At 69.0% G+C, this 24,626-nt stretch carries 25 protein-coding genes; 21 read left to right on the forward strand and 4 right to left on the reverse strand.

The window, feature by feature from the left end:
• The first annotated feature begins 27 nt into the window (after positions 1 to 27).
• The 6 genes from I7X12_RS16310 (at position 28) to idsA3 (ending at position 6,682) form a co-directional block, all read left to right on the forward strand.
• Positions 28 to 405, forward strand: a complete 378-nt coding sequence (locus I7X12_RS16310; RefSeq protein WP_198061095.1) for a DUF5518 domain-containing protein — start codon at positions 28 to 30, stop codon at positions 403 to 405.
• Between the two features lie 76 nt (positions 406 to 481).
• Positions 482 to 1,465 carry a mevalonate kinase gene (mvk, locus tag I7X12_RS16315; RefSeq protein WP_198061096.1) on the forward strand — a complete coding sequence of 328 codons (984 nt, stop codon included), beginning with the start codon at positions 482 to 484 and terminating at the stop codon, positions 1,463 to 1,465.
• Positions 1,462 to 2,205, forward strand: a complete 744-nt coding sequence (locus I7X12_RS16320) for an isopentenyl phosphate kinase (RefSeq protein ID WP_198061097.1) — start codon at positions 1,462 to 1,464, stop codon at positions 2,203 to 2,205. The genes mvk and I7X12_RS16320 overlap by 4 nt, the downstream gene beginning before the upstream one ends.
• An 80-nt stretch (positions 2,206 to 2,285) precedes the next feature.
• The gene (locus tag I7X12_RS16325) at positions 2,286 to 4,007 is read left to right on the forward strand and encodes a hypothetical protein (RefSeq protein ID WP_198061098.1); all 1,722 of its coding nucleotides are present in this window, start codon (positions 2,286 to 2,288) and stop codon (positions 4,005 to 4,007) included.
• A 280-nt stretch (positions 4,008 to 4,287) separates the two neighbouring features.
• Positions 4,288 to 5,634 carry an RNase J family beta-CASP ribonuclease gene (locus I7X12_RS16330; RefSeq protein WP_198061099.1) on the forward strand — a complete coding sequence of 449 codons (1,347 nt, stop codon included), beginning with the start codon at positions 4,288 to 4,290 and terminating at the stop codon, positions 5,632 to 5,634.
• A 1-nt stretch (position 5,635) separates the two neighbouring features.
• Positions 5,636 to 6,682 carry a geranylfarnesyl diphosphate synthase gene (gene idsA3, locus I7X12_RS16335; RefSeq protein WP_198061100.1) on the forward strand — a complete coding sequence of 349 codons (1,047 nt, stop codon included), beginning with the start codon at positions 5,636 to 5,638 and terminating at the stop codon, positions 6,680 to 6,682.
• An 81-nt stretch (positions 6,683 to 6,763) separates the two neighbouring features.
• Here the strand turns inward: idsA3 and I7X12_RS16340 are convergent, their stop codons facing one another.
• On the reverse strand, positions 6,764 to 7,564 hold the full coding sequence (locus tag I7X12_RS16340; RefSeq protein ID WP_198061101.1) for a 2-oxo acid dehydrogenase subunit E2: 801 nt from the start codon (positions 7,562 to 7,564) through the stop codon (positions 6,764 to 6,766).
• Positions 7,565 to 7,699: 135 nt separating this feature from the next.
• Between I7X12_RS16340 and I7X12_RS16345 the strand changes: the two genes are divergently transcribed.
• The 9 genes from I7X12_RS16345 to I7X12_RS16385 all read left to right on the forward strand — a co-directional run bounded on the left by I7X12_RS16345 (position 7,700) and on the right by I7X12_RS16385 (position 16,988).
• Positions 7,700 to 9,433, forward strand: coding sequence for a glutamate--tRNA ligase (locus I7X12_RS16345; RefSeq protein WP_198061102.1), 1,734 nt, complete (start codon positions 7,700 to 7,702; stop codon positions 9,431 to 9,433).
• Positions 9,434 to 9,627: 194 nt separating this feature from the next.
• On the forward strand, positions 9,628 to 10,281 hold the full coding sequence (locus I7X12_RS16350) for a helix-turn-helix domain-containing protein (protein ID WP_198061103.1): 654 nt from the start codon (positions 9,628 to 9,630) through the stop codon (positions 10,279 to 10,281).
• A gap of 155 nt (positions 10,282 to 10,436) precedes the next feature.
• Positions 10,437 to 10,766 (forward strand): 4Fe-4S dicluster domain-containing protein, encoded by a 330-nt coding sequence (locus I7X12_RS16355; RefSeq protein ID WP_198061104.1) that lies wholly within the window; start codon positions 10,437 to 10,439, stop codon positions 10,764 to 10,766.
• A 220-nt stretch (positions 10,767 to 10,986) separates the two neighbouring features.
• On the forward strand, positions 10,987 to 11,883 hold the full coding sequence (locus tag I7X12_RS16360; protein WP_198061105.1) for an electron transfer flavoprotein subunit beta/FixA family protein: 897 nt from the start codon (positions 10,987 to 10,989) through the stop codon (positions 11,881 to 11,883).
• A 2-nt stretch (positions 11,884 to 11,885) separates the two neighbouring features.
• Positions 11,886 to 13,607, forward strand: a complete 1,722-nt coding sequence (locus I7X12_RS16365; protein ID WP_198061106.1) for an electron transfer flavoprotein subunit alpha/FixB family protein — start codon at positions 11,886 to 11,888, stop codon at positions 13,605 to 13,607.
• A 2-nt stretch (positions 13,608 to 13,609) separates the two neighbouring features.
• Entirely contained in the window at positions 13,610 to 15,277 is a 1,668-nt protein-coding gene (locus I7X12_RS16370) for an FAD-dependent monooxygenase (protein WP_198061107.1), read from the forward strand.
• A gap of 36 nt (positions 15,278 to 15,313) precedes the next feature.
• Positions 15,314 to 15,682: a hypothetical protein gene (locus tag I7X12_RS16375; RefSeq protein ID WP_198061108.1), complete on the forward strand. Its 369-nt coding sequence runs from the start codon at positions 15,314 to 15,316 to the stop codon at positions 15,680 to 15,682.
• A gap of 90 nt (positions 15,683 to 15,772) precedes the next feature.
• The gene (locus I7X12_RS16380) at positions 15,773 to 16,504 is read left to right on the forward strand and encodes a GNAT family N-acetyltransferase (RefSeq protein WP_198061109.1); all 732 of its coding nucleotides are present in this window, start codon (positions 15,773 to 15,775) and stop codon (positions 16,502 to 16,504) included.
• 133 nt (positions 16,505 to 16,637) lie between these two features.
• A complete protein-coding gene (locus I7X12_RS16385; protein WP_198061110.1) occupies positions 16,638 to 16,988 on the forward strand; it encodes a DUF7344 domain-containing protein in 351 nt (116 codons plus the stop codon).
• A gap of 37 nt (positions 16,989 to 17,025) precedes the next feature.
• Here the strand turns inward: I7X12_RS16385 and I7X12_RS16390 are convergent, their stop codons facing one another.
• The 3 genes from I7X12_RS16390 to tmcA form a co-directional block, all read right to left on the reverse strand.
• Entirely contained in the window at positions 17,026 to 17,190 is a 165-nt protein-coding gene (locus I7X12_RS16390; RefSeq protein WP_198061111.1) for a hypothetical protein, read from the reverse strand.
• A 452-nt stretch (positions 17,191 to 17,642) separates the two neighbouring features.
• Positions 17,643 to 18,149, reverse strand: a complete 507-nt coding sequence (locus I7X12_RS16395) for a DUF456 domain-containing protein (RefSeq protein ID WP_198061112.1) — start codon at positions 18,147 to 18,149, stop codon at positions 17,643 to 17,645.
• Positions 18,149 to 20,446 (reverse strand): tRNA(Met) cytidine acetyltransferase TmcA, encoded by a 2,298-nt coding sequence (gene tmcA, locus I7X12_RS16400; protein ID WP_198061113.1) that lies wholly within the window; start codon positions 20,444 to 20,446, stop codon positions 18,149 to 18,151. Before tmcA ends, I7X12_RS16395 begins: the two co-directional genes overlap by 1 nt.
• 359 nt (positions 20,447 to 20,805) lie before the next feature.
• On the opposite strand from tmcA, the gene rpl7ae reads away from it, so the two are divergent.
• The 6 genes from rpl7ae to I7X12_RS16430 all read left to right on the forward strand — a co-directional run bounded on the left by rpl7ae (position 20,806) and on the right by I7X12_RS16430 (position 24,246).
• Complete coding sequence (rpl7ae, locus tag I7X12_RS16405; protein ID WP_198061114.1) at positions 20,806 to 21,168, forward strand: 50S ribosomal protein L7Ae; 363 nt, start codon at positions 20,806 to 20,808, stop codon at positions 21,166 to 21,168.
• A 10-nt stretch (positions 21,169 to 21,178) separates the two neighbouring features.
• Entirely contained in the window at positions 21,179 to 21,409 is a 231-nt protein-coding gene (locus I7X12_RS16410) for a 30S ribosomal protein S28e (RefSeq protein ID WP_135362901.1), read from the forward strand.
• Entirely contained in the window at positions 21,409 to 21,825 is a 417-nt protein-coding gene (locus tag I7X12_RS16415) for a 50S ribosomal protein L24e (protein WP_198061115.1), read from the forward strand. The genes I7X12_RS16410 and I7X12_RS16415 overlap by 1 nt, the downstream gene beginning before the upstream one ends.
• Positions 21,822 to 22,301, forward strand: coding sequence for a nucleoside-diphosphate kinase (gene ndk, locus I7X12_RS16420; protein ID WP_198061116.1), 480 nt, complete (start codon positions 21,822 to 21,824; stop codon positions 22,299 to 22,301). The genes I7X12_RS16415 and ndk overlap by 4 nt, the downstream gene beginning before the upstream one ends.
• A gap of 93 nt (positions 22,302 to 22,394) precedes the next feature.
• On the forward strand, positions 22,395 to 23,150 hold the full coding sequence (locus I7X12_RS16425; RefSeq protein ID WP_198061117.1) for a hypothetical protein: 756 nt from the start codon (positions 22,395 to 22,397) through the stop codon (positions 23,148 to 23,150).
• A gap of 82 nt (positions 23,151 to 23,232) precedes the next feature.
• The gene (locus tag I7X12_RS16430) at positions 23,233 to 24,246 is read left to right on the forward strand and encodes a phosphotransferase family protein (RefSeq protein WP_198061118.1); all 1,014 of its coding nucleotides are present in this window, start codon (positions 23,233 to 23,235) and stop codon (positions 24,244 to 24,246) included.
• The last annotated feature ends 380 nt before the right edge of the window (positions 24,247 to 24,626 follow it).

Raw genomic sequence — 24,626 nt, forward strand, 5'->3', positions numbered from 1 at the left:
ATAACCGAGGTGGCTGAACGGGGGCGCATGGACGAAGGTAACACGCTCGTCAACGCGCTGATCGGTGCCGTGGTATCGACGGTCGCGGGCTTTTTCCTCCCGTTCGCGCCGCTGTTCGGCGGCGCGCTCGCGGGGTACTTCCAGGGTGGGACGCGCTCCGACGGGCTGAGAGTCGGCGCGATCTCCGGAGCTATCGCGCTGTTGCCGTCCCTCGCACTGGGATTTCTCGTCCTCAGTGTCTTCGGGTTCATCGCGCTGGGGAGCGGTGAGGCGGCTGGCCTGGCTATCGGTGGCATCATCCTCCTGTTCCTCTTCGTGTTCGCCGTGCTCTACTTCGTCGGCCTGAGCGCCCTGGGCGGCTGGATCGGGAACTACGTCAAGTACGATACGGACATCGACGTCTGAGCGAGGCGGATACTGGTCGCCTCTCAGCGACCGCCCTTCGGAAACCATTACTTCCCCGCGGGTCCGACGAGCGAGCATGGTTACCGCGAGCGCCCCCGGGAAAGTGTATCTCTTCGGGGAGCACGCAGTGGTGTACGGCGAGCCGGCGGTGCCCTGCGCCATCGACCGCCGCGCGCGGGTGACGGTCGAGCGTCGGGCCGACGACCACCTTCGGGTCCACGCCGAGGACCTCAGCCTCGACGGCTTCACCGTCGAGTACGGCGGCGCGACCGACGCCGATCCGGACGTGGACGTCTCCCAGTCGCTCGTCGAGGCGGCGACGGGCTACGTCGACGCTGCGGTCGAACAGGCACGCGACGCCGCCGACGCGCCCGACGCCGGGTTCGACATCACCATCGAGAGCGAGATCCCGCTCGGTGCGGGCCTCGGCTCCTCGGCGGCGGTGACTGCCGCGGGCATCTACGCGGCCGCGGAGGAACTCGGTGCGGACCTCACGACCGACGAGGTCGCCGAGCGCGCCTACTCCGCCGAGCTGGCCGTCCAGGAGGGCAACGCCTCCCGCGCGGACACGTTCTGTTCGGCGACCGGCGGCGCCGTGCGCGTCGAGGGCAACGACTGCCGCTCGCTGGACGCGCCCGAGCTCCCGTTCGTCGTCGGCTTCGACGGTGGTGCGGGCGACACGGGCGCGCTCGTCGCCGGCGTGCGCGAGCTGAAGGACTCTTACGACTTCGCGGCCGACACCGTCGCGGCTATCGGCGACCTGGTCCGTAGCGGCGAAGCGGCGCTCGCGGACGGTGACACCGAGGAACTCGGACAGCTGATGGATTTCAACCACGGCCTGCTGTCGGCGCTGGGTGTCTCCTCGCGGTCGCTGGACGCGATGGTGTGGGCGGCCCGCGACGCGGGCGCGCTCGGAGCGAAACTCACGGGTGCCGGCGGCGGCGGCTGCGTCGTCGCGCTCGACGAGACCGAGGAGACCGAGACCGCGCTGCGATACCTGCCCGGCTGCGAGGAGACCTTCCGGGCGGAGCTGGACACCGAGGGAGTCCGCGTCGAATGACGACGGTGTTGAAACTCGGCGGGAGCGTCGTCACCGAGAAAGCGTCCCCGGAGACCGTCGACGACGCGGCCCTGGCCCGGGCGGCCGAGGCGGTTGCCGACTTCGACGGCGACCTGGTCCTCGTCCACGGCGGCGGGAGTTTCGGCCACCACGCCGCGGCCGAGCGTGGCGTCACGGCGGAGTCGGGGACCCGCTCGGCCGCCGACGCCCGCGCGATCCACGACGCGATGGGGCGGCTGAACGCCGCGGTGCTGGACGCGCTCCACGAGGCGGGCGTCGCGGCGCTCCCGGTCAGACCGCTGTCGCTCGCCAGCCGCGACGCCGACGGTGACCTCTCGCTGCCGACGAGGAGCGTGGCGGCGATGCTGGCCGAGGGGTTCGTCCCGGTGCTCCACGGCGACGGGGTCGTCCAGTCGGGGGCCGGCGTGACGGTCACGAGCGGCGACGACCTCGTCGTGGCGCTGGCCGAGGACGGCGGGCTCGACGTGGACCGGGTCGGCCTCTGCTCGACGGTTCCCGGCGTTCTCGACGGCGACGGCGAGGTGATCGAACGGATCGAGCGGTTCGCGGACGCCGCCGACGCCCTGGGGGGCAGCGACGCGACGGACGTGACCGGCGGGATGGCCGCCAAGGTAGAGAAACTGCTCGCGCTCGGTGCGCCGGCGCACGTCTTCGGGCCCGAGGGCCTCGACGCGTTCGTCGCAGGCGGGTCACCCGGAACCGTCGTCCGCGGGGAGTGAAGGAGGTCGCGGCGCGGACGAGACGTGTCGCCGACCCGAACGGCGTAACCTATTAGGTCGGGCTAGGCAATGGAGGTGATATGACATCGGTCCCCCGCCGAGCGGCGTTTCGGTACGGCTTCTACCTCTTCTCGTACTGGCTGGTACTGGTGGCGGTCTGCGCCGCGTCGGTCGGTGGTGGCGTCTGGGCGCTCACCGAGGGGAACGTCGATTCGCTCGACGTGACCGCCGAGGGCGTACAGGCGGCGGCCGGCGGCTTCGCGGTCGTCCTCGGCGTCTTCGTCTACGGCGCCGGCCAGGCCGGGCTCGCGTACAAGCTCGTCGCCGACGGCACGCGAGCGGGTGTCGTCGGCGCCGTGGAGCCGTCCGACGACACCGAGAGCACCGCGGGAGACGAGGCCGACGCCGACGACGAACCGGAGTCCGCGGTCGACGACGGTACGGCCGGGGCGAGTTCGACCGCCGGATCCGACGACCCCTCGAGCGGCGGTGCGAACGCCGACGACCGACCCGAGCCAGAGCCCAGGGAGCGAGGGACCGCTACGCCCCGGACCGGGCCGGCGGCGGCCGACAGCCGTGACGACGAGCCCGCTGAACCGGCCGGGGGGTCGCCCGTCTCGTCGGACGGGGCGGACGGGACACCGACGCAGGCCCCCGGTGTCGATCCCGAAGGGGCCGGCGGCGACGAGCGGCCGACCGCTTCGGACTCCGACGATTCGGTCGCGTCCGGGGTCGACGAATGGTCGCCCGGCAGCACGGACGAACCGAACGAGACGACGGCAGACGAGTGGACGTCCCACGGCGGCGCGAGCGACGAAGTGACCGAGGCCGACCACGCGGAGGGGGCCGACACGCTCGCCGGGACCCGCGGAAGCGACAGCGAGGTCCCGACAAGCGAGAACGTCGGCGACGTGACGGAGGCCACGCCGGCGGCGGACAACACTGCGCACTCGTCCGACGGCGAACCCGGGACAGACGACCCGTCCGAACCGGACTCGGAGCCCGACGCCACCGGGGAGGCTGATGCGGCCGCAGACGCTGAAGACGCCGAAGACCCACGGGAATCGCCGGAGGACGTGGCCAACGAGAGCGGTATCGCCGAAGAACTCGGCTTCGGGCAGGCGGGCGGACCGGCCCGGGGGTCGAGAGACGGCCCCGACGCGGCCGAGAGTTCGGACTCCAGCCCGGACGCGTCGAACGACGACGGGGTCGATCCGGACGACGGCACAGAGGGAGGTTCCGGCGCCGGTCAGACGTCCGGCGGCGACGCCACGCGGGAAGTCGGACCGGAGGCCTCCGACGGGTCGGCCGAGGACCCGCTGGCACCGGACGAGTCCGGGGACCCGCTGGGCCCGGACAGCGGCGGCGACCCGCTCTCGTCCGGCGACGGTGAGGACGGCGATAGCGAAGACGGGACACCGGCGGCCGTCCCGGACGACCCGGGCGAGGAACCGGAGCCGTTCCCGACGGACGACGGGGGCGAGTCCGCCGACCCGCTGGCACCGGACGAGTCCGGGGACCCGCTGGGTCCCGGTGGGAGCGACGACCCGCTCGCCGACGAAGAGGACCCGCTGGCACCTGCCAGGGACGGACCGTCCGACGAGCCGACCGCGCCCGGCGGTAGCGAGTCGGACGATCCGCTGGCACCGGGCTCGACCGGTGACGAGCCCGCGACCGACCCTGGCGTGAGCGATGCCGACCCGGAGTCGTCCGAGCGCGACGGCGAAGACGATGGAGACGAGTCGGCGACGGACGAGGACGGCGACTGGACGACGGGACCGGGACACCTCGACGAGGAGTGACAGCTCGCGGAGACGAGTCGGACGCTTTTTAAAACCTCACTGTCTATGTAGAGGTAACCGAGCATACGGCCGCCCGGGTGCGGAGTGGGCGGCCGGCTGACGCATCGGGCGCCGATGCGGACTGCGCTCCGACCGCGCCGGTGGCGCGAGGGCCGTCGCACCCACACGACGGCTCTCGGGTCGGTCGACCGGGGCGGCCCGGAGCGGGGCAGTTACGCGAGCGTCCACTGTTCGCCGGTCGCACCGCCGTCGCGGGCGAGCCTTCCTCGGAGTGCAAACCATGGAAATCGAAATCGCAACTATCGGCGGCTACGAGGAAGTCGGCCGCCAGATGACGGCAGTTCGCGCAGGCGACGACGTCGTGGTGTTCGACATGGGCCTGAACCTCTCGAAGGTCCTCATCCACGACAACGTCGAGACCGAACGGATGCACAGCCTCGACCTGATCGACATGGGGGCGATCCCCGACGACCGCGTCATGTCCGACCTGGAAGGCGATGTGAAGGCCATCGTGCCGACACACGGCCACCTCGACCACATCGGCGCCATCTCCAAGCTGGCCCACCGCTACGACGCCCCCATCGTCGCGACGCCCTTTACGATCGAGCTGGTCAAACAGCAGATCAAAAGCGAGGAGAAGTTCGGCGTCCAGAACGACCTGCAGAAGATGGAAGCGGGCGAGACGATGTCCATCGGGGACCGCAACGAACTGGAGTTCGTCAACGTCACCCACTCCATCATCGACGCCATCAACCCGGTCCTGCACACGCCCGAGGGCGCCATCGTCTACGGGCTGGACAAGCGCATGGACCACACGCCGGTCATCGGTGACCCCATCGACATGAAGCGGTTCCGCGAGATCGGCCGCGAAGACAACGGGGTCCTCTGTTACATCGAGGACTGTACGAACGCCAACAAGAAGGGGCGCACGCCGTCGGAATCCGTCGCGCGACGGCACCTCAAAGACGTGATGTACTCCCTGGAGGACTACGACGGCGGGATCGTCGCCACCACCTTCAGCTCCCACATCGCGCGGGTCACGAGCCTCGTTGAGTTCGCCGAGGACATCGGCCGACAGCCGGTCCTCCTGGGCCGTTCGATGGAGAAGTACTCCGGCACGGCCGAGCGCCTGGACTTCGTCGACTTCCCCGACGACCTGGGGATGTACGGCCACCGCAAGTCCGTCGACCGCACGTTCAAGCGGATCATGAACGAGGGCAAGGAGAACTTCCTGCCGATCGTGACGGGCCACCAGGGCGAGCCCCGGGCGATGCTCACCCGCATGGGCCGCGGCGAGACGCCCTACGAGATCGACGACGGCGACAAAGTCATCTTCTCGGCGCGGGTCATCCCCGAGCCCACGAACGAGGGCCAGCGCTACCAGTCCGAGAAGCTGCTGGGCATGCAGGGCGCGCGCATCTACGACGACATCCACGTCTCGGGCCACCTGAACAAGGAGGGACACTACGAGATGCTCGACGCGCTCCAGCCCCAGCACGTCATCCCCGCTCACCAGGACATGTCCGGCTTTTCGGACTACGTCAACCTGGCCGAGAGCGAGGGGTACAAGATGGGTCGGGACCTGCACGTCACGCGCAACGGCAACCTGATCCAGCTGGTCGAGTAGTATGAGCCGACAGTCCCAGGCGGCCGTCGAGCGGGCCATCGTCGCGCGGCGCGAGCGCGTCAATCAGGCGGTCCCCGAAGAGTTGCCGGTCGGCGAGCCCGAGCGGCTCTACGAGGCGGCGCGCTACCTGCTCGACGCCGGCGGGAAGCGCCTCCGGCCGACCGTCGTCCTGCTGGTCGCGGAGTCGCTGGCCGACGTGGACGCCGACCCCGAGACCGCCGACTACCGGTCGTTTCCGGCCGACAGCGGGACGGTCGACGTGCTCAAGGCCGCGGTCAGCGTCGAGGTCATCCAGTCCTTTACTCTCATCCACGACGACATCATGGACGACGACGACCTCCGCCGCGGGGTCCCGTCGGTCCACCGCGAGTACGACCTCTCGACGGCGATCCTCGCCGGGGACACGCTCTACTCCAAGGCCTTCCAGTACCTCGTCGAGACCGGCGCCGCCCCCGAGCGCACCAACGCGGCGTTGATGGAACTGGCGACGACCTGCACCCAGATCTGCGAGGGGCAGTCGCTGGACATCGACTTCGAGTCCCGCGACGCCGTCGCCACCGACGAGTACCTCGAGATGGTCGAACTCAAGACCGCGGTGCTGTACGCGGCCAGCGCGGCCATCCCGGCCATGCTCGTCGGCGCGGACGACGAGACCGTCGACTCGCTGCACGGGTACGGCCTCGACGTCGGTCGCGCCTTCCAGATCCAGGACGACCTGCTCGACCTGACGACGCCCAGCGAGAAGCTGGGTAAACAGCGCGGGTCGGACCTCGTCGAGAACAAGCAGACGCTCATCACGCTCCACGCACGCGAGCAGGGCGTCGACGTGGACGACCTCGTCGAAACCGACTCGGTCGAAGCCGTCGACGAGGCCGAGATCGAAGCCGCCGTCGAGCGTCTGCGGGAGGCGGGCTCGATCCAGTACGCCCGTGAGACCGCCCGAGACCTCATCGCCAGCGGCAAGGACAACCTCAAGCTCCTCCCGGACAACGATGCCCGCGCCCGGCTGGAGGATATCGCCGACTACCTCATCGAGCGCGAGTACTGACGCCGCGTTCGGCCCGGTCGCGCGGTTCTCGCGCCTTCGCCGTCACCGATAGCGGCTGCGTCGGTCCCGCGGGCGAGGCGCTCACCGTCCGTTCCACGAGTCGAGCCCGTGACCGTCCTCGACGAGGTCGCGCAGTCGGTCGACGAACCGAGCGGCGGGGGCGCCGTCGACCACGTCGTGGTCGAAGGTGACCGTGAGGTGGAGGATCTCCCGGGCTTCGAGTTCGCCGTCGACGATCCGCGGCTTCTCCGCGATGCCGCCGACGGTCAGTTGCACCGTGTAGTTCGTCGGGCTGAGGGCCCACCCGCCGCCGCTGCCGGCCATCCCGACGGACGTCACGGCGACCGTCCCGGCCGTCTCCGTCCAGCGGCGTGGGAACCACTGGGGGAGTCGCCAGACGAGCCGCCGCACGGGGCCCGGGAGCCGGAAAGCGAGCGCGGCCCACCGCGAGAGCTCGGTCGGGTCGGTCGAGCCCTGAGCCGACCGGATATCGTCGTGGAGCGACCGCAGCGAGCGTCGGTTCGCACCGCGAACGACGTGCGGGACGGCGATCCGATCGCCGTCGACAGCGGTCTCGACGAGCACGTTCACGTCCACGTCGTCGAAGACGTGCAATCGCCCGCGCCAGTCGCGATAGGCGTTGACTCGCGGGTGATCCTCGATCGCTCGCGCGAGACAGCCGACGAGGAAGGCGGTGAATGACGGCGCGTCGCCGGTCGCCGCCTCGATCGTTCGGATGGCCTCTCTCGCCGCAGTCACGTCGACTTCGACGAGCCCGTGGACGTTGCTCCGTCGGCCGGCCGCACGCATGTAGTCGACCGTCCCGCGACGGCGCGGTGAGACCCGCTCGATCCGCTCGCCGCGGTGGTCGCGGTCGTCCATAGAGCCAGTAGGGCGGGCGGACGCATACGTGTTGGCTGGGAGACCGGTTGCGTGCGGCGCGGGGCTCGGTTCGACGACGCCGGGGACCGACCGAACCCAACGCGGTTTTCACGCGGGGGACAGAACCGTCCGGTAATGGACGACGACGTACGCGAGCAGGCCGAGGAGGCCGCGGAGGTCAACGCGCTGTTCAACGCGCTGAAACACGACAGCGACGCGCAGGTCGGGGCTATCATGGGGCCGCTGATGGGCGACAATCCCGAGTTCCGCGAGCACGGCGACGAGATGGCCGGCGTGGTGGCGCCGGTCGTCCAGCGGGTCAACGGCATGGACGCCGGCGAGAAACGCGAGCGACTCGCCGAACTCGCGCCCGAGCGTGTCGAGGAGCTCGACGCCGAGGACGAGGAGGACGACCAGGTGCTCCCCGATCTCCCGAACGCCGACGAGTACGACGAGATCCGGATGCGGCTGGCGCCGAACCCGAACGGCCCGTGGCACCTCGGGAGCGCGCGGATGCCCGCCGTCATCGGGACCTACAAGGACATGTACGACGGCTGGATGCTGTGTCGGTTCGACGACACCGACCCCGAGACCAAACGACCGGACCTGGACGCGTACGACGAGATCGTCGACGCGGTCGACTACCTCGGGTTCGAGCCCGACGAGGTGATCGAGGCCAGCGACCGGGTCGATATCTACTACGACCACGCGCGGGAGCTGATCGATCTCGGTGGGGCCTACACCTGCTCCTGTTCCGGCGAGGCGTTCTCGGACCTGAAGAACTCGGGCGAACCGTGTCCCCACCGCGACAAGGACACCGAGACGGTCCACGAGGAGTTCGACGCGATGGTCGACGGGGAGTACGACAGCGGCGAGATGGTCCTGCGAGTCAAGACCGACATCGAGCACAAGAACCCCGCCCTGCGGGACTTCGTGGCCTTCCGGATGATCGATACGCCGCACCCGCGCGAGGAAGCCGCCGACTACCGCTGCTGGCCGATGCTGGACTTCCAGAGCGGGATCGACGACCACCTCACGGACATCACCCACATCGTCCGCGGGATCGACCTGCAGGACTCGGCGAAACGGCAGGGGTTCGTCTACGACTACTTCGGCTGGGAGTACCCCGAGGTCGTCCACTGGGGTCACGTCCAGATCGACGCCTACGACGTGCCGATGAGTACCTCGACTATCATCGAGCGGATCGAAGCGGGCGAACTCACGGGCTGGGACGACCCGCGCGCGCCGACCATCGCGAGCCTCCGACGGCGGGGGATCCGCGGCGAGGCCATCGTCGACGCGATGGTCGAACTCGGGACCTCCTCGTCGAACGTGGACCTGGCGATGTCGTCTATCTACTCCAACAACCGCGAACTGATCGACGAGGAGACCGACCGCGCCTTCCTCGTCCGTGCGGAGGGCCCCGGAACCGAGGGGAGCGTCGACCTGCCGATCTCGGGCGGGCCCGACGAAGGCGAGCCGCTCGTCCACCCCAACCACGAGGACCGCGGCCGGCGCTCGATCCCCGTCGAGGACAGCGTCGTCGTCGAGACGGCCGACCTCCCCGCGGAGGGCGAGCGCGTCTGGCTCAAGGGCTACGGCTGCGTCCGCTACGACGACGGGGAACTCGTCGCGACGGGCGACGACCTCGACGTGGTACGCGAAGGCGACGTGGACGTGATCCACTGGGCACCGGCCGACGGACCGCGCCTGCGCCTGCGGACGATGGACGGCGACGTGACCGGCGTCGTCGAACCGGGCGTCCTCGACTACGAGGTCGAGGACCTGGTCCAGTTCGAACGGGTCGGGTTCGCCCGGCTGGACGACCTCGACAGCGACCCCGCGGTCGCCTACTACACCCATCCCTGACCGTACGCGGACCCCGAGACCGCCGAGGACGCCCGTGATTATCGCCCACGACTGGACACCGGAAACACATCTCTGGCGAACGGGTCCGTCGTGGCGCTCGACGGACACGAGCGTACTCAAGAACGATAACGCTGCATGATGTGTCATGCTCATTGGCTTTCGGGCGGGCCGTGTAACACGGAAGCGTTGTCTATATGAGCGTCATCGCCGAGATTAGCATTCCCGCGACGGAGTTCGAGCTGGGACGTATCATGGACGTGTCTGATTCGGGGACGGTCGAGCTGGAGTCGCTCGTCCCCACCGGGGAGCGGGCGGTCCCCTTCTTCTGGGTCTACGGTGCGGACTTCGAGGCGTTCGAGGAGACGGTCTACGAGGCCTCGTCGGTCGACGACCTCGTCCAGATCGACACCTACGACGACCGCGTCCTCTACACGTTCGAGTGGTCGGTCGAGAACGACGCGGTTTTCCGGGCCGTTCGCGCGGTCAACGCCTACATCCTCAACGCGACCGGAACCGGTGACTCCTGGCGGTTCGAGCTGCGGTTCCCCTCTCACGACGCGATGTCTACCTTTCAGGAGCGGTGTCGCGAGGACGATATCGGCTTCGAGGTCATCCGCGTCTACAACCCGAGCAAACCCGACCTCGGTCCGTGGTTCGGGTTGACCGAGCGCCAGCGCGAGGCGATCGTCCTCGCCGTCGAGGAGGGGTACTACGACATCCCTCGCGACTGCACGACGGTGGAACTCGCCGACGCACTCGGCATCTCCGACCAGGCCGTCACCGAGCGACTCCGGCGAGCGATCGTCAGACTCGTCACCAACACTATCCTCACCTCGCCCGAGAACTGACGGCGACCCCGTCTGAGGTGACTGGCCGAGAGGGAGCGGTAGCGAATCCAGTGACCACGGCGCCGCTCCCCGCCGCTCGCACCCGAGCGGGCCGTCGTCGTGCGGTTCGACGGCAGCAAGGTTTACGGTGGCCCGGCCGGTGACTCTAGGTATCCATGGCCATCGATCCGGAGTTCGAGACCAACCGCGACGTCGCCGAGGAACACGAGGGACACAACGTCTGGGGCCCCGTCGAGGAACCGGAAACGCTGGGCATCCACGGGACGCACGTGGCCGTCGACTTCGACATCTGTCTGGCCGACGGCGCCTGTCTCGAGGACTGTCCGGTCGACGTCTTCGAGTGGGTCGACACCCCCGACCACCCCGAGAGCGAGATCAAGGCCGACCCGGCCCACGAAGACCAGTGTATCGACTGCATGCTCTGTGTCGACGTCTGCCCCGTCGACGCGATCGACGTCGACCCCGGCCGCGCCGGCCGCATCTGAGACGGCCCGGCTCGGTGGCCGGCCACGATCGCGTTCTGTACTTTTACCAGCTGCTTTCCGGATACTCTCCACTGTTTTCACCGAAATCCAAGCTACGGGGGCCGAGAGACCGATTCTCCTCGGAAAGATACCGTTGTTAGTACGTGCCTCAGACGCGCGGTTTCGGTAGACGAAAAATTTACCCATTGTCCGCTCGGCTACCAAACTGTGTGATACCAATATGCATACTGTCGTACTGACCAAAGGCGTCCCGGACTTCAGGGAAGGCCAGGTCTCCTTCGACGATGACGGTCACCTAGAGCGGGGGAAGACGCCGACGGTGATGAACCCGAACGACAGACACGCGCTCAGGGCGGCGCTGCAGACGAAGGTCCGCAACGGGGGGACCGTCTCGCTGATGAGCATGGGGCCGCCGGGCTACATGGAAGTGCTCCAGGAGGGCATGCGGGACGTGTACGCGGACGACCTGTACCTGCTCTCGGACCGGGAGATGGGCGCGGCGGACACCTGGGCGACGGCGATGACCGTCGCGACGGGTATCCAGAAGCTGGCGGACCCACCGGACCTGGTGTTCGCGGGCTTCAAGACCGCCGACGGCGAGACCGGCCACACCGGCCCCCAGACGGAGTGGTGTCTCGACATGCCGCTCGTGACACACGTCATCTCGCTCGACATCGCCGAGGACGAAGGGATCCTCAGGGCCAAGCGCCTCGTCGAGGGGGACGTGGAAGAGATCGAGACCGTCGAGGCGCCGCTGCCGGCGTTCGTCGTCGCCGACCCCGAGTTCGAACCGACCTACCGGCGGGCCGACCACCGACTGAGACACAAAGACCTGCGCGAGACCGCGGGCGACAGGGCAGACGAGTTCGGCGAGTACCTCGACGACGGCTCGGATCTCGACCCGACCGACTGGGACCGGTTCACGATGTGGGACCACGCGGCGCTGAACCTCGATCCGGACTACATCGGGCTCGACGGCTCGCCGACGATCGTCGCTGGCGTCGACCCCATCCCGAAAGCACCCAGCGAGCGGGAGGCGACGGTGGTCGACCCGAACGACGACGCGGCCATGGGGGGCGTCGTCGAAGAACTCGCGCCGTACGCGGGAGGTGACTGACCATGCCGGAGATAGACCCCACGGACCACGAGATCGCGGAGCTAGGGCCGAAGGTCAAGGACGTCGACGATGCCGACGAACTGCGGGAGATGCTGGAGTTGGAGGAAGGCGGGGAGGACCGCGCTCCCGTGAAGACGCTCATCGAGAGCCGCATCGAGAACGTCGAGGGGGAAGACGAGGAGATCGACCCCGAATCCGTCGATCTCTCCGATCTCACCGTCGCGGATATCGCGAACCTCGTGCGGGATATCGACGACGCGGCCGTCCTCGAAGACATGCTGGAGCGCGAGCGAGCGGGCCGAGACCGAAAGACCGCGAAAGGCCAGATCGAAGACCGCATCGAGTCCATCGAGGGCAGCGACGAGGAGGGCGACGGCGAGGAACTGGAGTACGTGCCGCCCGAGGAGAAACACCCGGACCTCGACCACCCCACCGCCGACAAGCAGTGGGTCGAGCGGCTGGAGGACGCCGAATATCGGGACATGTGGGTCTACTGTGAGACCCAGCACGGCGAGCTGATCGACGTCTCGATGGAGATGCTCGGCAAGGCCCGCCAGTTGATGGACGACTACAACGAGGTCCCCGCGAGCGACGCGAGCGGGGAGTCGGAAGACTCGTCTTCCGGAAAGTACGGGGGCGACGAGGACGGCGAGCCCGAGAACGTGGTCGCCGTCCTGATCGGCGATTCCGTGAGTGGTCTCACCGACCAGGTGATCGAGTACGGCGCCGATCGGGTCGTCACCCTCGAAGACGACCGGCTGGCCCGGTTCCGACACAAACCGTACACGGAGATCTTCTGCTCGATGGCTCGCGCGGGCGGCCAGGTCGCCGACGACGACCACGCCGAGGTCGACTGGAAGGACTACGACGAACCGCGCTACACCGTCTTCCCGGCGACGAACAACGGCCGTGACCTGTCGGCGCTCGTCCAGGGCGAACTCGACTCCGGGCTGGCCTCGGACTGTTCGGGCCTCTACATCGAGGAGGCGATGATCTCCAACCCCGCGAAGACGGGCAACCCCGGCGACAGCGTGGAGTTCGAGCGTATCCTGCACATGAAGCGCCCGGACTTCTCCGGGTTCGAGTACTCGACGATCCTCTGTATCGACAAGCCCTTCCGCGACTTCCACCCCCAGGGCGCGTCGGTCATTCCGGGCAGCTTCGAGATCCCCGAGGCCGACCCCGAGCGAGAGGGGGAGGTCGTCGAGTACGAGATGGATCTCGACGAATCGTGGTTCGGGGTCGACGTGACCGACTACGACACGCTCGATTCGGGGATCGACCTCACCGGCCACGACGTGGTCGTCGCGATGGGGCGCGGTATCGGCGATTCGCCCACGGAGGGGATCGAACTCGGGCTCGATCTGGTCGACGCGTTCGACGACGCCGCCCTCGGTCTCTCGCGGGGGGTGATCACCTCCTCGTACAACTTCGAGGGACACGTCGAGGGCTACATCGGCGAGGATCGACAGATCGGCGAGTCCGGGCAGGTCGTCGAACCGGACGTGTACGTCGCCGCGGGCATCTCCGGGGCGATCCAGCACAAGGTCGGGATGGACGAGTCGGACACGATCGTCGCGATCAACTCCGACCCCGACGCGGACATCCGGGGGTTCTCCGATTACTTCGTCGAGGGCGACCTGTTCGAAGTGGTGCCCCGCTTGACCGAGGCGGTCGAGGCGGGTGAACTGGCGACGGCGGTCGCGGAGGCGAGCGACGACTGACCATGACTGACGACTACGAACACTACGAGGCGGTCGTCGTCGGCGCCGGCCCCGGCGGCGCGGCGGCGGCCGCGACACTCGCACGGAACGGCGTAGAGACGCTGGTCCTCGAACGAGGGGTCGACGCCGGCTCGAAGAACGTCTCGGGGGGGCTCATATACGCCGAGGAGTCCTCGCCGTACACGATCGACGAGCTGTTTCCCGGCTTCCGCGAGGAGGCGAGCGACCGCGAGGTCACCGAGCACTACATCCACAACGTCGCCGGGCGAGAGGTGAAGACCTTCGACCTGGGCGAGTTGCACCACCACGACACCGAGTGGGCCGACTCGGTGCTCCGGCGGAAGATGGACTCGTGGCTCGCCCGCGAAGTCCACGAGATGACCCGCGAGACCGGCGGCGGTCTCCTGACGGAAGTCCGGGTGAACGGCCTCCTCCGGGAGGGCGCGGAGATCGTCGGCGTCACCTGCGACGAACTCGACCCCATCGAGGCCGACGTGATAATCGCGGCCGACGGGGTCAACTCCGAGCTGGCCCGCGACGCCGGACTGATGGACTGGGAGGAGCCCGACGAGTGGTTCCAAGGGGTCAAGGCGGTCGTGGATATGCCCGAAGGCGCCATCGAGGGTCGGTTCGACGTCGACGGAGACGAGGGCGTCGCCCACCTGTTCTCGGGCGACCTCTTCGAGAACGTCCGCGGTGGTGGGTTCCTCTACACGAACGACGAGTCGCTGTCGATCGGGACGGTCTTCCACCTCGACTCGATCGCAGACGAGCGCGCCGAGCCCCAGGAGCTGCTGGACAACCTGCTCACCCATCCCCTCCTGACCGACTGGCTCGGCGGCGAGTACGACGAACTGGAGTACTCGGCGAAGCTCGTCCCGGACTCGAAGAAGGTGGCTCACCCCTCGCCCTACCGGGATCGACTCCTGCTGGTGGGCGACGCGGCCGGTCAGATGCAGGCACAGGGACCGATCATCAAGGGGATGAACCACGCCGTCACCGCGGGCGCGCTCGCGGCCGAAGCGTTCGTCGACGCCAGGTCGCGAGGCGACACGGACGCCGCCGGCGAGCGCTACGTCGCCAAGCTGGAGGCCGAGGGCGTGATGGACAAGCTCCGGCCGACCCGCTACAGGACACTGGGGAAGCTCGGCGAGGTCGGGCCGGTCGCCTCGGCGATGGACGCCGTGACCGACTCCGTGGTCGGCCGGGCGGCCATCTCCGCGCTGGGCGACCGGGCGGAGTCGCTGTTCAACTCCCCGTTCCTCATGGGGATGCTCCCGGACACGCGGATGGGCTACGTCACCGTCCCGACGGTCATCGCCGAGGAACTCGGCGAACCGGTCGACGGCCTCAACACCGTCGAGCCGCCGGAACTAGACGACCGGATCGGCGACCTGACCTACGACGTCGACGAGGGCAACCCTCACATCGAACTGCGCGACAACGCCTTCGCCGCCAGCGGAACGGCGGTGACGGCCTGTCCGGTCAGCGCAGAGGACTTCGGCGGGGGCTGCTATCGCGACGAGTACGTCGGCACGAACGGCACCGAGGAGCACGTCGTCAGCCTCGACACCCAGCCCTGCGTCGAGTGCGGCACCTGCGCCGTCGTCGCCGACACCGACTGGACCCACCCCCGCGGCGGCAAGGGCGTCGAGTACGAACGGGGGTGAGACGGGCGGTATCCCGGACTCCGCTCACCGGCTTCCATGTCATCACAGTACCGCGACCGCATCGACGACCTGTCCGAGAAGGCGGCGGCCGCCCGCGAGTCGTTCGACCCGCCGGCGGATCCGCCCGACGAGGAGCGCGCGCTAACCGTCTGCCGGGAGGGCATCGGCGCGGCCGTCGCCGTGTACGTCGACGCCCGCTCGGGCGAGTGGCACCGCTTCGGCGAGGCGGAGTTCGAGCGGCTGGAGCGCGCACTCAACACCTACCTCGAACTGTACGCCCGCTGTTACGGCGTCGACACGGTCCCGGACCACTCCGTCCGCACGGCCGCCGAGGCGCTCCTCGACACCCACGACGTCGTCGACGTGGCCCGGATCCTGACCGGTGTCCCCTCGCGCGACGAGTGAGATCGTCGGCCGACCGATTCGCCCGCAGACGCGGTTTTATGCCGATCGACCGTGATAAACGCTAAGTGTCACGGCGTGGTATGGTCTCTCATGGAGCTCACGGCAGAACTCTCGTTCGACCACGACGACCGGCGTGACATCTACGACTACGTCGAGCGCCACGGGTCGGTCGAGCCCCGGAAGGTCCGGCGGGCGCTGGAGATGGAGCCGCGGGCGTTCGGTCATCACGTCGCGATCCTCAAACGCGACGGTGTCCTGCTCGAATCGGAGGCGGAGTTGCGGATCGCCTACGACGACGAACTGGAAGAGGAGTTCAGTTCGGACGGCGTCCAGGTGACGATCCGCCGCGCCCGGGAGGAGGATCTGACCGGGCTCGTCGGCGTGATCCGCCAGGCTATCGGCGGGGGTACCTACGTCGACGCCGAGACGGTCGCCGACGTGGTCGACCACGAAGAGGTACTGTTGCGACACAACGAGTTGCAGTCCCGGGTGTTCTTCGTCGCCACCGTCGACGGCGAAGTGGTCGGCTGGGTCAATCTCAACACCCACGAGACGGCGAAACTCGACCACACGGCCGAACTCACGGTCGGCGTTCTCGACCAGTACCGCGGCCACGGCATCGGGAGCGAACTCCTCGAACGCGGCGTCGAGTGGGCCAGCGACAACGGCTACGAGAAGATCTACAATAGCGTCCCCGAGGCCAACGAGGGCGCGATCGACTTCCTCGAAGCCCACGGCTGGGAGGTCGAGGCGGTCCGCGAGGACCACTACAAGATCGACGGCGAGTACCTCGACGAAGTGATGCTCGCGACGACTGTCTGAGGGGTCGACGACGCCGCCGCGACTCGCGCCCGGCAAGCCCGGAACCCGCGAGCCGGCGTCGGGTCGATTCGGCGACGGCTCCCCGGTACACCACGGTAGACTTTTATACAGCGTTCTCACAAAGTCGTACCCGATGACGGCCGACGACGAGGACGAACTCGATACGGCGTTCGAGCTGCTGGCCGACCGACGACGGCGTGCGGTCGTCACCGTGCTCCGCACGGCACCTCGAGGGGCGCTGGAACTTCCGGCGCTCGTCGACGCCGTCGCGACGGAGTGCGAGGCCGACCCCGACGCGTTCGCCTCGACGCTCCACCACAATCACCTCCCGAAACTGGACGACGCCGGCGTCGTCGAGTTCGACCGCGAGGAGGGCGTGGTCAGCTACGACTCCCACCCGCTCGTCGAGCGGTGTCTCGACGTGGCTCAGTCCTACCGTTCGGACCAGTGGATGCGCGGCCCCTCGAAGCCGGAGTCGGAGTGACCGACGGTCGTCGCCCTGGCCCTCGTCTTTCGGTGCCTCAGGGCCACTCGCCTTCGTAGCCGTCCAGCGGGTCCGCGACCACGCCGTCCTGCCGGGCGATCACTCGCGCGTGCCCGGTGCAGACCCGCCGGTCGTCCGCCCAGGGGACGTGTACCTCGACGACAGCCTCGTCCTCGCAGCCGTCTTCCGCGCACTCGACCATACTCCCATTTCGGCCTCCGCGAGGGTAGTCTTTGGTGGCGGCATCTCGGAATTTCAGTACAGGTAATGTAGTTAGCGGTGCGGTCGGCGCGTGCTGTCGAGCGTGCCCGCCTCGTGGCGGGCCGCTCGAAACAGCCGCGCGAGGGATTCGCGACGCTCGTGTCGCGAATCGGCTGGGGAGGTACGTGGCTTTTTGCGGTTGCTGTGCTGGGCGGTCCCTGGTGGACTGAAAGGGCGAGGCGTGCTCGCGTCCAGTTTAGTCGCTTGAGCGGGCACTATCCGCGCGGGCGGTGCGGAGAGCGCGGATATCCCGCTCAGCGACCGCGAGCGCGCCGAGGGCTTTCACCACCTGCTGTTCTCTGCGGTCGCGGTCGTTCGACTTCGTTTCGCGACGGGTCCGCACAAAACAACCACTCAACTCGCACACCGTACCGAACAGTCGTGCTCTCGGCCTCACAGCAGGACGACGCCGACCATCGCGACGAGGACGCCCGCGGTCAACAGGATCTGCAGGACGCTGGAGGTGAGCATGCCCAGTAGGGTCACGCCGGCGGCGCGGGCGCTCTCCTCGAACTCGCCGCCGTCGACCAGTTCGAGGACGAACACGGTGCCGGCGGTGCCGACGAGGAATCCCAGCGGGCCCCACACGAGCCCGACGAGGCCGACGACGGTGGCGATCACGGTCGTCCGGGTGGAGGCACCGCCGGCCTTCGCGGAGACGGCACCGGCCAGCCAGTCGGTCGCGACGGCGATCAGCGCGACGAACAGCAGGCCCGAGAGGACGAAGACGTTCGGTTCGGCGAAGCCACTGGCCCACCAGTAGACGACGACGCCGGCCAGCGAGAGGATGCCGCCCGGGACGAGCGGGGTGACGCTGCCGACGACGCCGCCGACCAGCAGGACGAACGCGACGATCACGAACAGGTCTGCGGGGAGGGCGGAGAGTGCGGGGAGTTGCATCATTTCAGTCGCTCCAGCTCTTGGGTCGTCTTGGAGCCGCCGAACCGTGAAAGCAGTGGTCGGGTCGCCGCCCCCAGCGCCCGCATGCACTGGCCGTGGGAGTGAAAGTCCAGTTCCTCGGCGACGGCTCCCCACGAGTGGCCCTGCAGCGCTTTCCGGACGAGCAGCCGCTCCTGGCGGGGCGTCAGCAGCGCCTCGCTCGGTTCGCCGTCGGCGTCTTCGCCCGTCGTCGGCCCGCCGGCGTCGGTCAAGTACCGGACGGTCAGCCGCCGGAGCGGTCGCGGCGAAGTGTCGAAGATGCCGGCACCGCCCGTCATCCCGGCGAGCAGGCGCCACTCCCACTCGGTGAGGTCGAGGTCCGTCGTCCCGTCGACGCTCCGCAACGCCGCGCGCACCACGTCCGGGTCCATATCGTCGAGCGGGTCCGACAGCATCGCCGCGACGCGGTCGACGAACCACCGCGAATGGCGGTCGGCGAGGTCGCGGCCGGCGTCGCTGGTGGGAGCGAGCATCACCGCGGAGTACTCGCCGCTGGCGTCGTTGCGGGTCGTCGAGAGGTGGACGGTCGAGAAGCCGTTGGCACGCCAGAAGTCGAGCAGTTCCGGCGTCGCGCCGTAGCCCGTGCCGAGCCAGTCTACGTCCTCGGCGAACTCCGACCGGACCTCCGCGAGCAACCGCGACCCGAGCCCGCGCGAGCGGACGGCGTGGTGGGTCGCGATCCGGAGCACGCGCAGCCCTTCCGGGACGCCGGCGTCCTCGTCGCGGAGCTGACTCGTCAGCACGTCGGGGATCATGTTCCCCCGCACGCGGCCGCCCTCGTACATGTGCGCCCGCAGGTCCGCGGGGAGGTTCCCCTCGCGCGCCAGCAGCGCGACCGAGACGACGTGGCCCTCGTGGGTGAGCGCGCGAACGGTCACGTTCGGCGCGTCGAGCAGGCGAGCCAGGTCCGACGGCTCCGTGCGGTAGTGGGCGGCGACGAGCAGTCCGAAGGTTTCCCGGAGCAGGTGTTCGTCCGCGAGCAGGTCGGCGGCGTCGAAGGCGCGGTAGTCGGGCGACGGCGAGTCGCGACCGGTGTCTTCCACGAGCGAGTCGACGGCGGGACCCGCGTCGAGTAGGAGCGCGCGGAAGGCCCACACCTCGACGGGATCGCCGGCGGCGTAGCGGATCGGGTCGGTCATCGACACGTCGGTCACGTCGAAGTCGCTCTCCTCGAGGCGGTCGCGAAAGCGCACGGAGAACCCCCGACCCGCGCCCTCGTAGCCGTGAACCGTGGTCGCGAACGCCGCCGCGGGGGCGTCGAGGAACCGTTCGAGCAGCCCCACGGGCAGCGCCGCGGCCTCGTCGACGACGACGGCGTCGGGACCGTCCGGTAGCTCGGCCGCGGTCGTCGGCTTCTCGAAGCGGACGCGGCCCTGAGACGTTTCGAGCAGCGTCGGATCCGACTCGTCGGGGTCGCCCGCGAGCGCCCTCGCGTCGACCAGCACTTCGCGGGCGCGAGCGAACACTTCCGCGGCGCCGCGGTACTGTGGCGCGGTGACGAGCACGTCCCGGCCCGCCAGTGCGAGCGCCCCCGCCGCGAGCCCCGCGGCGCTGGACTTCCCGCGCCCGCGGTCGGCCTCGACGACGAGGGCGGTACCCGGCTCGCCGAGCGCTTCGAGGGCCTCGACGGCCGTCACCTGGTCGTCGGTTCTGCATCGCCGATAGACGCTGTCGGGGAACGCGGCGTCGTCCGGGGCCGCCGGCGGGTCGACGGGGCGGTGCGGCGCGGGCTCGGTCAGCCCGTCGCGCTCGACGGTCGGTTCGGTCGTGCCGTCGCCCACGTCGACGATGGCGATCCCGGGATGAGCGCGCAGCAACCCCACCAGCCGACGCCGGAAGTTGCCCGCCACGTCTGCCACGTCGAACGGCGGGACGGCGAGGCTCTCGTCGAACCCGTCGCGGCGGTCGGGCCACGAATCGAGCGAGGGGACACAGAGGACGAGCAGGCCGCCGCCGTCGACGGCGCCGACCGCTCGCCCGAGCGCGTTCGGGCGACACGCCTCGTGACAGTCGACTACGAGCGCGCCGTGGGTCGTCCCGAGCAGGTCGCCGGCGCTGGCAAGCGTGATCCGCTCCCAGGGCGTCCCCTCGGACTCACCGAGGTAGGTCACGTCTCGCGACTCGATGTCGACCGCGTCGAGGGCGTCGACGGCGGCCGCGCGGGTGGCTTCGCCCTCACCGGCGAGGACGAGCAGCCGCCGTTCGTTGGTCGCGCGGGCTTCCTCGCGGAGTGCGTTCGCGACGCGGTCGACGGTCATGGGCTCCCGTCCGCCGCCGAGCGACAAATGCCCGCCGATCGGGTCGACATAGCGGTCGGCTGCGGGCCGCTTACCGGTCGCGGGACCGTCGGTCGTAACGGCAGTTGATCGGGGGACGACAGTGTGTCGAGGATCTGCCACGCGAGGGCGTCGAGCGGGCGTGACGTGTGCAGGCGGCTCGCACGCGGGGTCGTCTTCGAAAGTGCTTTTAGTACTCCTCTGCCAGATGGGTGTACAGCCCACGCGGGGTTGATGATGCTCCTAGCCTCTCAGGATATTCCGCCGCGATTTTCTCGCGGCGCCCGGGTCCGACCCGGCGGCGGGGGAGCGCGAGCCCACGCGTGGGAGGTGATCCACAAATGCCAGTATACGTAGATTTCGACGTGCCCGCGGACCTCGAGGACGACGCTCTTGAGGCCCTCGAGGTCGCACGAGACACAGGCACCGTGAAGAAAGGAACCAACGAGACCACCAAGGCCGTCGAGCGCGGCAACGCCGAGCTCGTCTTCGTCGCCGAGGACGTCCAGCCCGAGGAGATCGTCATGCACCTCCCGGAGCTGGCCGACGAGAAAGAGATCCCGTTCGTCTTCATCGGCACGCAGGACGAGGTCGGCCACGCCGCCGGGCTCGAAGTCGGCAGCGCGGCCGCCGCGGTCGTCGACGCGGGCGACGCCCAGGACGACGTCGACGACATCGCCGGCAAGGTCGAGGAACTCCGGTAGGTGACCTTCGATGTCTGCTGAAGAATCCGACGGAGACGGCGGTTCCACGGCCGCCGAAGTCATCGAAGTCGTGGGCCGCACGGGGATGCACGGCGAGGCCATGCAGGTCAAGTGCCGGATCCGCGGCGGCGAGAACCAGGGCCGCATCATCACGCGAAACGTCCTCGGGCCGGTCCGGGAGGGCGACGTGCTCCAGCTCCGCGAGACCGCGCGCGAGGCCGACCAGATCGGAGGCCAATAATGCCACGAACGCGCGAATGCGACTACTGCGGCACCGACATCGAGCCCGGGACGGGCACCATGTTCGTCCGCGTCAACGGCTCGACCATCCACTACTGCTCCTCGAAGTGCGAGAAGAACGCCAACCTCGGTCGCGAGTCCCGCGACCTCGAGTGGGCCGGCGAGGAGGAAGCCGCCGAGGCCGACGACGACGAGGAGTCCGAATCGACCGCCGACGAGCGCCCCACGGACATCGAGGACCAGGGCCAGGACGTCGACGCGCCCGGTGACACCGACGAGGACCTCGAAGACGTCGAACCTGACGAGGCCGTCGAGGCCGGCGCCTCCGACCCCGACGAGGCCGAAGCCGACGAGGCGGACGCCGACTCCGAGGACGACGAGTCCGACGCCGACGAGGAGGAGGCCGAGGCTCGATGAGCCACCACGACGAGCGCACGTTCGTGATGGCCAAGCCCGACGCCGTCCAGCGCGGGCTCACCGGCGAGATCGTCACCCGCCTCGAAGAGCGCGGGCTGAAGCTCGTCGGCGCGAAGTTCATGCAGATCGACCAAGAGCTCGCCGAACAGCACTACGGCGAACACGAGGACAAGCCGTTCTTCGACGAGCTCGTCGAGTTCATCACCAGCGGTCCGGTGATGGCGATGGTCTGGCAGGGCGCCGACGCGACCCGTCAGGTCCGACAGATGATGGGCGCGACCGACCCCGCCGACGCCGCACCCGGCACGATCCGCGGCGACTACGGGCTCGACCTCGGTCAGAACATCATCCACGGCTCGGACCACGAGGACGAGGGCGCCAACGAACGCGAGATCGAGCTGTTCTTCGACGAGGACGAACTCGTCGAGTACACCCGCTCGGACGAGCCCTGGGTGTACGAAGACGAAGGCCACTGAGTCGCTGAGTCCCCGCTTTTCCGCCGTCGCTGCGCAGCGGGCGACTCGTCGCCCGCCGACGCGCTTTTATTACAGTCGACCGACGTGCCCAGCGTGTCGTATCGAGAGCCGCGGGCGGCCACGCTTCTGGTCGCTCTCGGGGCGGCGTTCGCCGTCTGGGCGAGTGTCGGTTCGTGGGCGATGACGCCGCTCGCCGTCCCGGCGGAGATGGCGTTGAACCCGAACGTCGGGAAACTCGCGTATCTGGCGGCGGTCGCGCTCACCGTCGCGCTCCGGGGTTGGGGAGGCGAGACGGACTCGCTCGTGTTCGCCGCTGGCGCGTGGCTCGGATTCCTCGCCGTCGGCCCCCCGGTCGTGATGCTCGGTCACGGTCCGCTGAAACTGCTGTTCGGGAGTCTCTGTCTGTTCGCGGCGGGCGTCCTCGGGCGGTGGGGCGACCCGGCGCTTCGGGCCCGGGACGCCGTGCCGGGGTGGCCGTCACCGCCCGCCGACGGGTGGGTCGCCTTCGGCGGGTACCTCCTCGCTGCGCTCGGGTGGGTCCCCCTCGGGCCGGCCGCGGTGACCGCTCTCCGGCATCCGGAGAAGGGACTCCTGCTCGCGCTACTCGTTCTGCCCGGCGTCGCGTTCTGTTGCTACTGGTGGGGGCCCGGCCTGCGCGTCGCGTTCGGATTCGTCGGCGCGGCGTTGCTGTTCGCGGCGCTGCTCCCGCGCGGTTCGGAGATGGACGACACGACGTCCCGACTGGTCCGCGGGTTCGCGCGGGGCGGAGCGGTGTTCGTCGCGCTCGCGTCGGCGGAACTGTTGCGGCGAGCGGTAGGGGCGGTCCGGTCGCCGTCCGGGACGGGGTGACCGGGTCTCGTCCGACGGGCGTCGGACGTTCGGCTTCGCCGCAGGTGATACATTTTTCTCACCCCCTGATCTATAGGGTGTCGTGCAGACGACATCGGCCGCAGATATCGAAGCCGTCCTCGACGAGTCCGGCCCGGACTACGAGGAGTTCAGCTACGAGGCGGCCACGGGGGGGACGCGAGCGGACGTGTACATGGTCACGCTCGTCTACCAGGGTAACGAGTACGAGGTGGTAGTGAAGTTCGAACCGCCGGGCGACGACCGGTTCGCGGTCGAGCCGAAGCTCCACGAGTACGTCGCCGACCGGACCGAGATCCCGATCCCGCGCATCCTCGTCTTCAAGCGCGAGCCCGAGCGGTCGGTGCCGCCCTACTTCGTCACCGAGCGGGTGCGCGGGGACAACCTCGCCGACCAGTACGGCGCGATGGACCAGAGCCACTGGGAGCGGGTCATCGAGCAGGTCGGGACGATCATGGGCGACCTGCACTCGGAGATCGCCTTCGAGGCGTTCGGTCGGCTGATGCTCTACGACGACCGGATCACCATCCGCAACTGGCGGGGTAACTGGCGGGAGTACTTCGCAGACCTGACCCGCTCGCACATCGACCGCCTCGGCGGGACGCCCTTCGAAGGGATGCAGTCACGAGCCCGCGACGCCATCGAAGACACCCTGTCGCTGGTGCCCGAAGACGGGATGCCCCGGCTCGTCCACGACGACATGCAGCCGACGAACCTGCTGTGCATGCTCGACGAGCCGGACCCGATCACCGCGGTGCTGGACTGGCAGGACACGCTGGCCGCCCACCGGGACTACCAGCTCGCCCAGTCGGAGTTCCTCTACATCGACTCGACGTTCGACGACCCGCAGGTCTGCGAGCGCCTGCGCGAACAGCTGTACGAGGGCTACCGGACCCACGCGGCGTTCGACCCCGGCGAGACCTACGAGCGGACCAAGCCGATCTACCAGCTGTCGACGCTCCTGTGGCGGATGACGGGCTTCGACGACGCCTTCGCCGAGGACGACCTCGGCCGCGCCCGCGCGGAGTTCCAGTACCGCCAGCAGTTCGACCGCCTGATCGCCGAGCTCCCGCGGTAAGGACCCGCCGCCCGCGATCCGTTCGATCCGACACGACCCCGTTCGCTGCGACCGGACTTGTTGTGTCGGAGACCTGTTTTCGATAACGAAGTTCTTAAGTTATCGCTCCACAGACATTCCGGCGGGATGCCCTCCGTGCCGTCCCCGACGACCGGCCCCGACGGTTCCGTCCGCCCGCGAGAGTCGACGTCGTCGCTGGCGGGGGCGTCGGTCGTACCACCTGCTCGCGGTCCGGGACTCTGCCGCGCTATCGTCCCCGCCGCTCCCGGCTGCCGTCGAGGACCGCCGACGAACCGCCGCTCGCACTACTGCCGCCCCTACTCCCCATCCCTCCCTTCCGCGTCACCCGCACCGAGTCGCCAGTCGCGAACCGTATCTCC

Source organism: Halosimplex litoreum, assembly GCF_016065055.1.
Taxonomy (GTDB): Archaea; Halobacteriota; Halobacteria; order Halobacteriales; family Haloarculaceae; genus Halosimplex; species Halosimplex litoreum.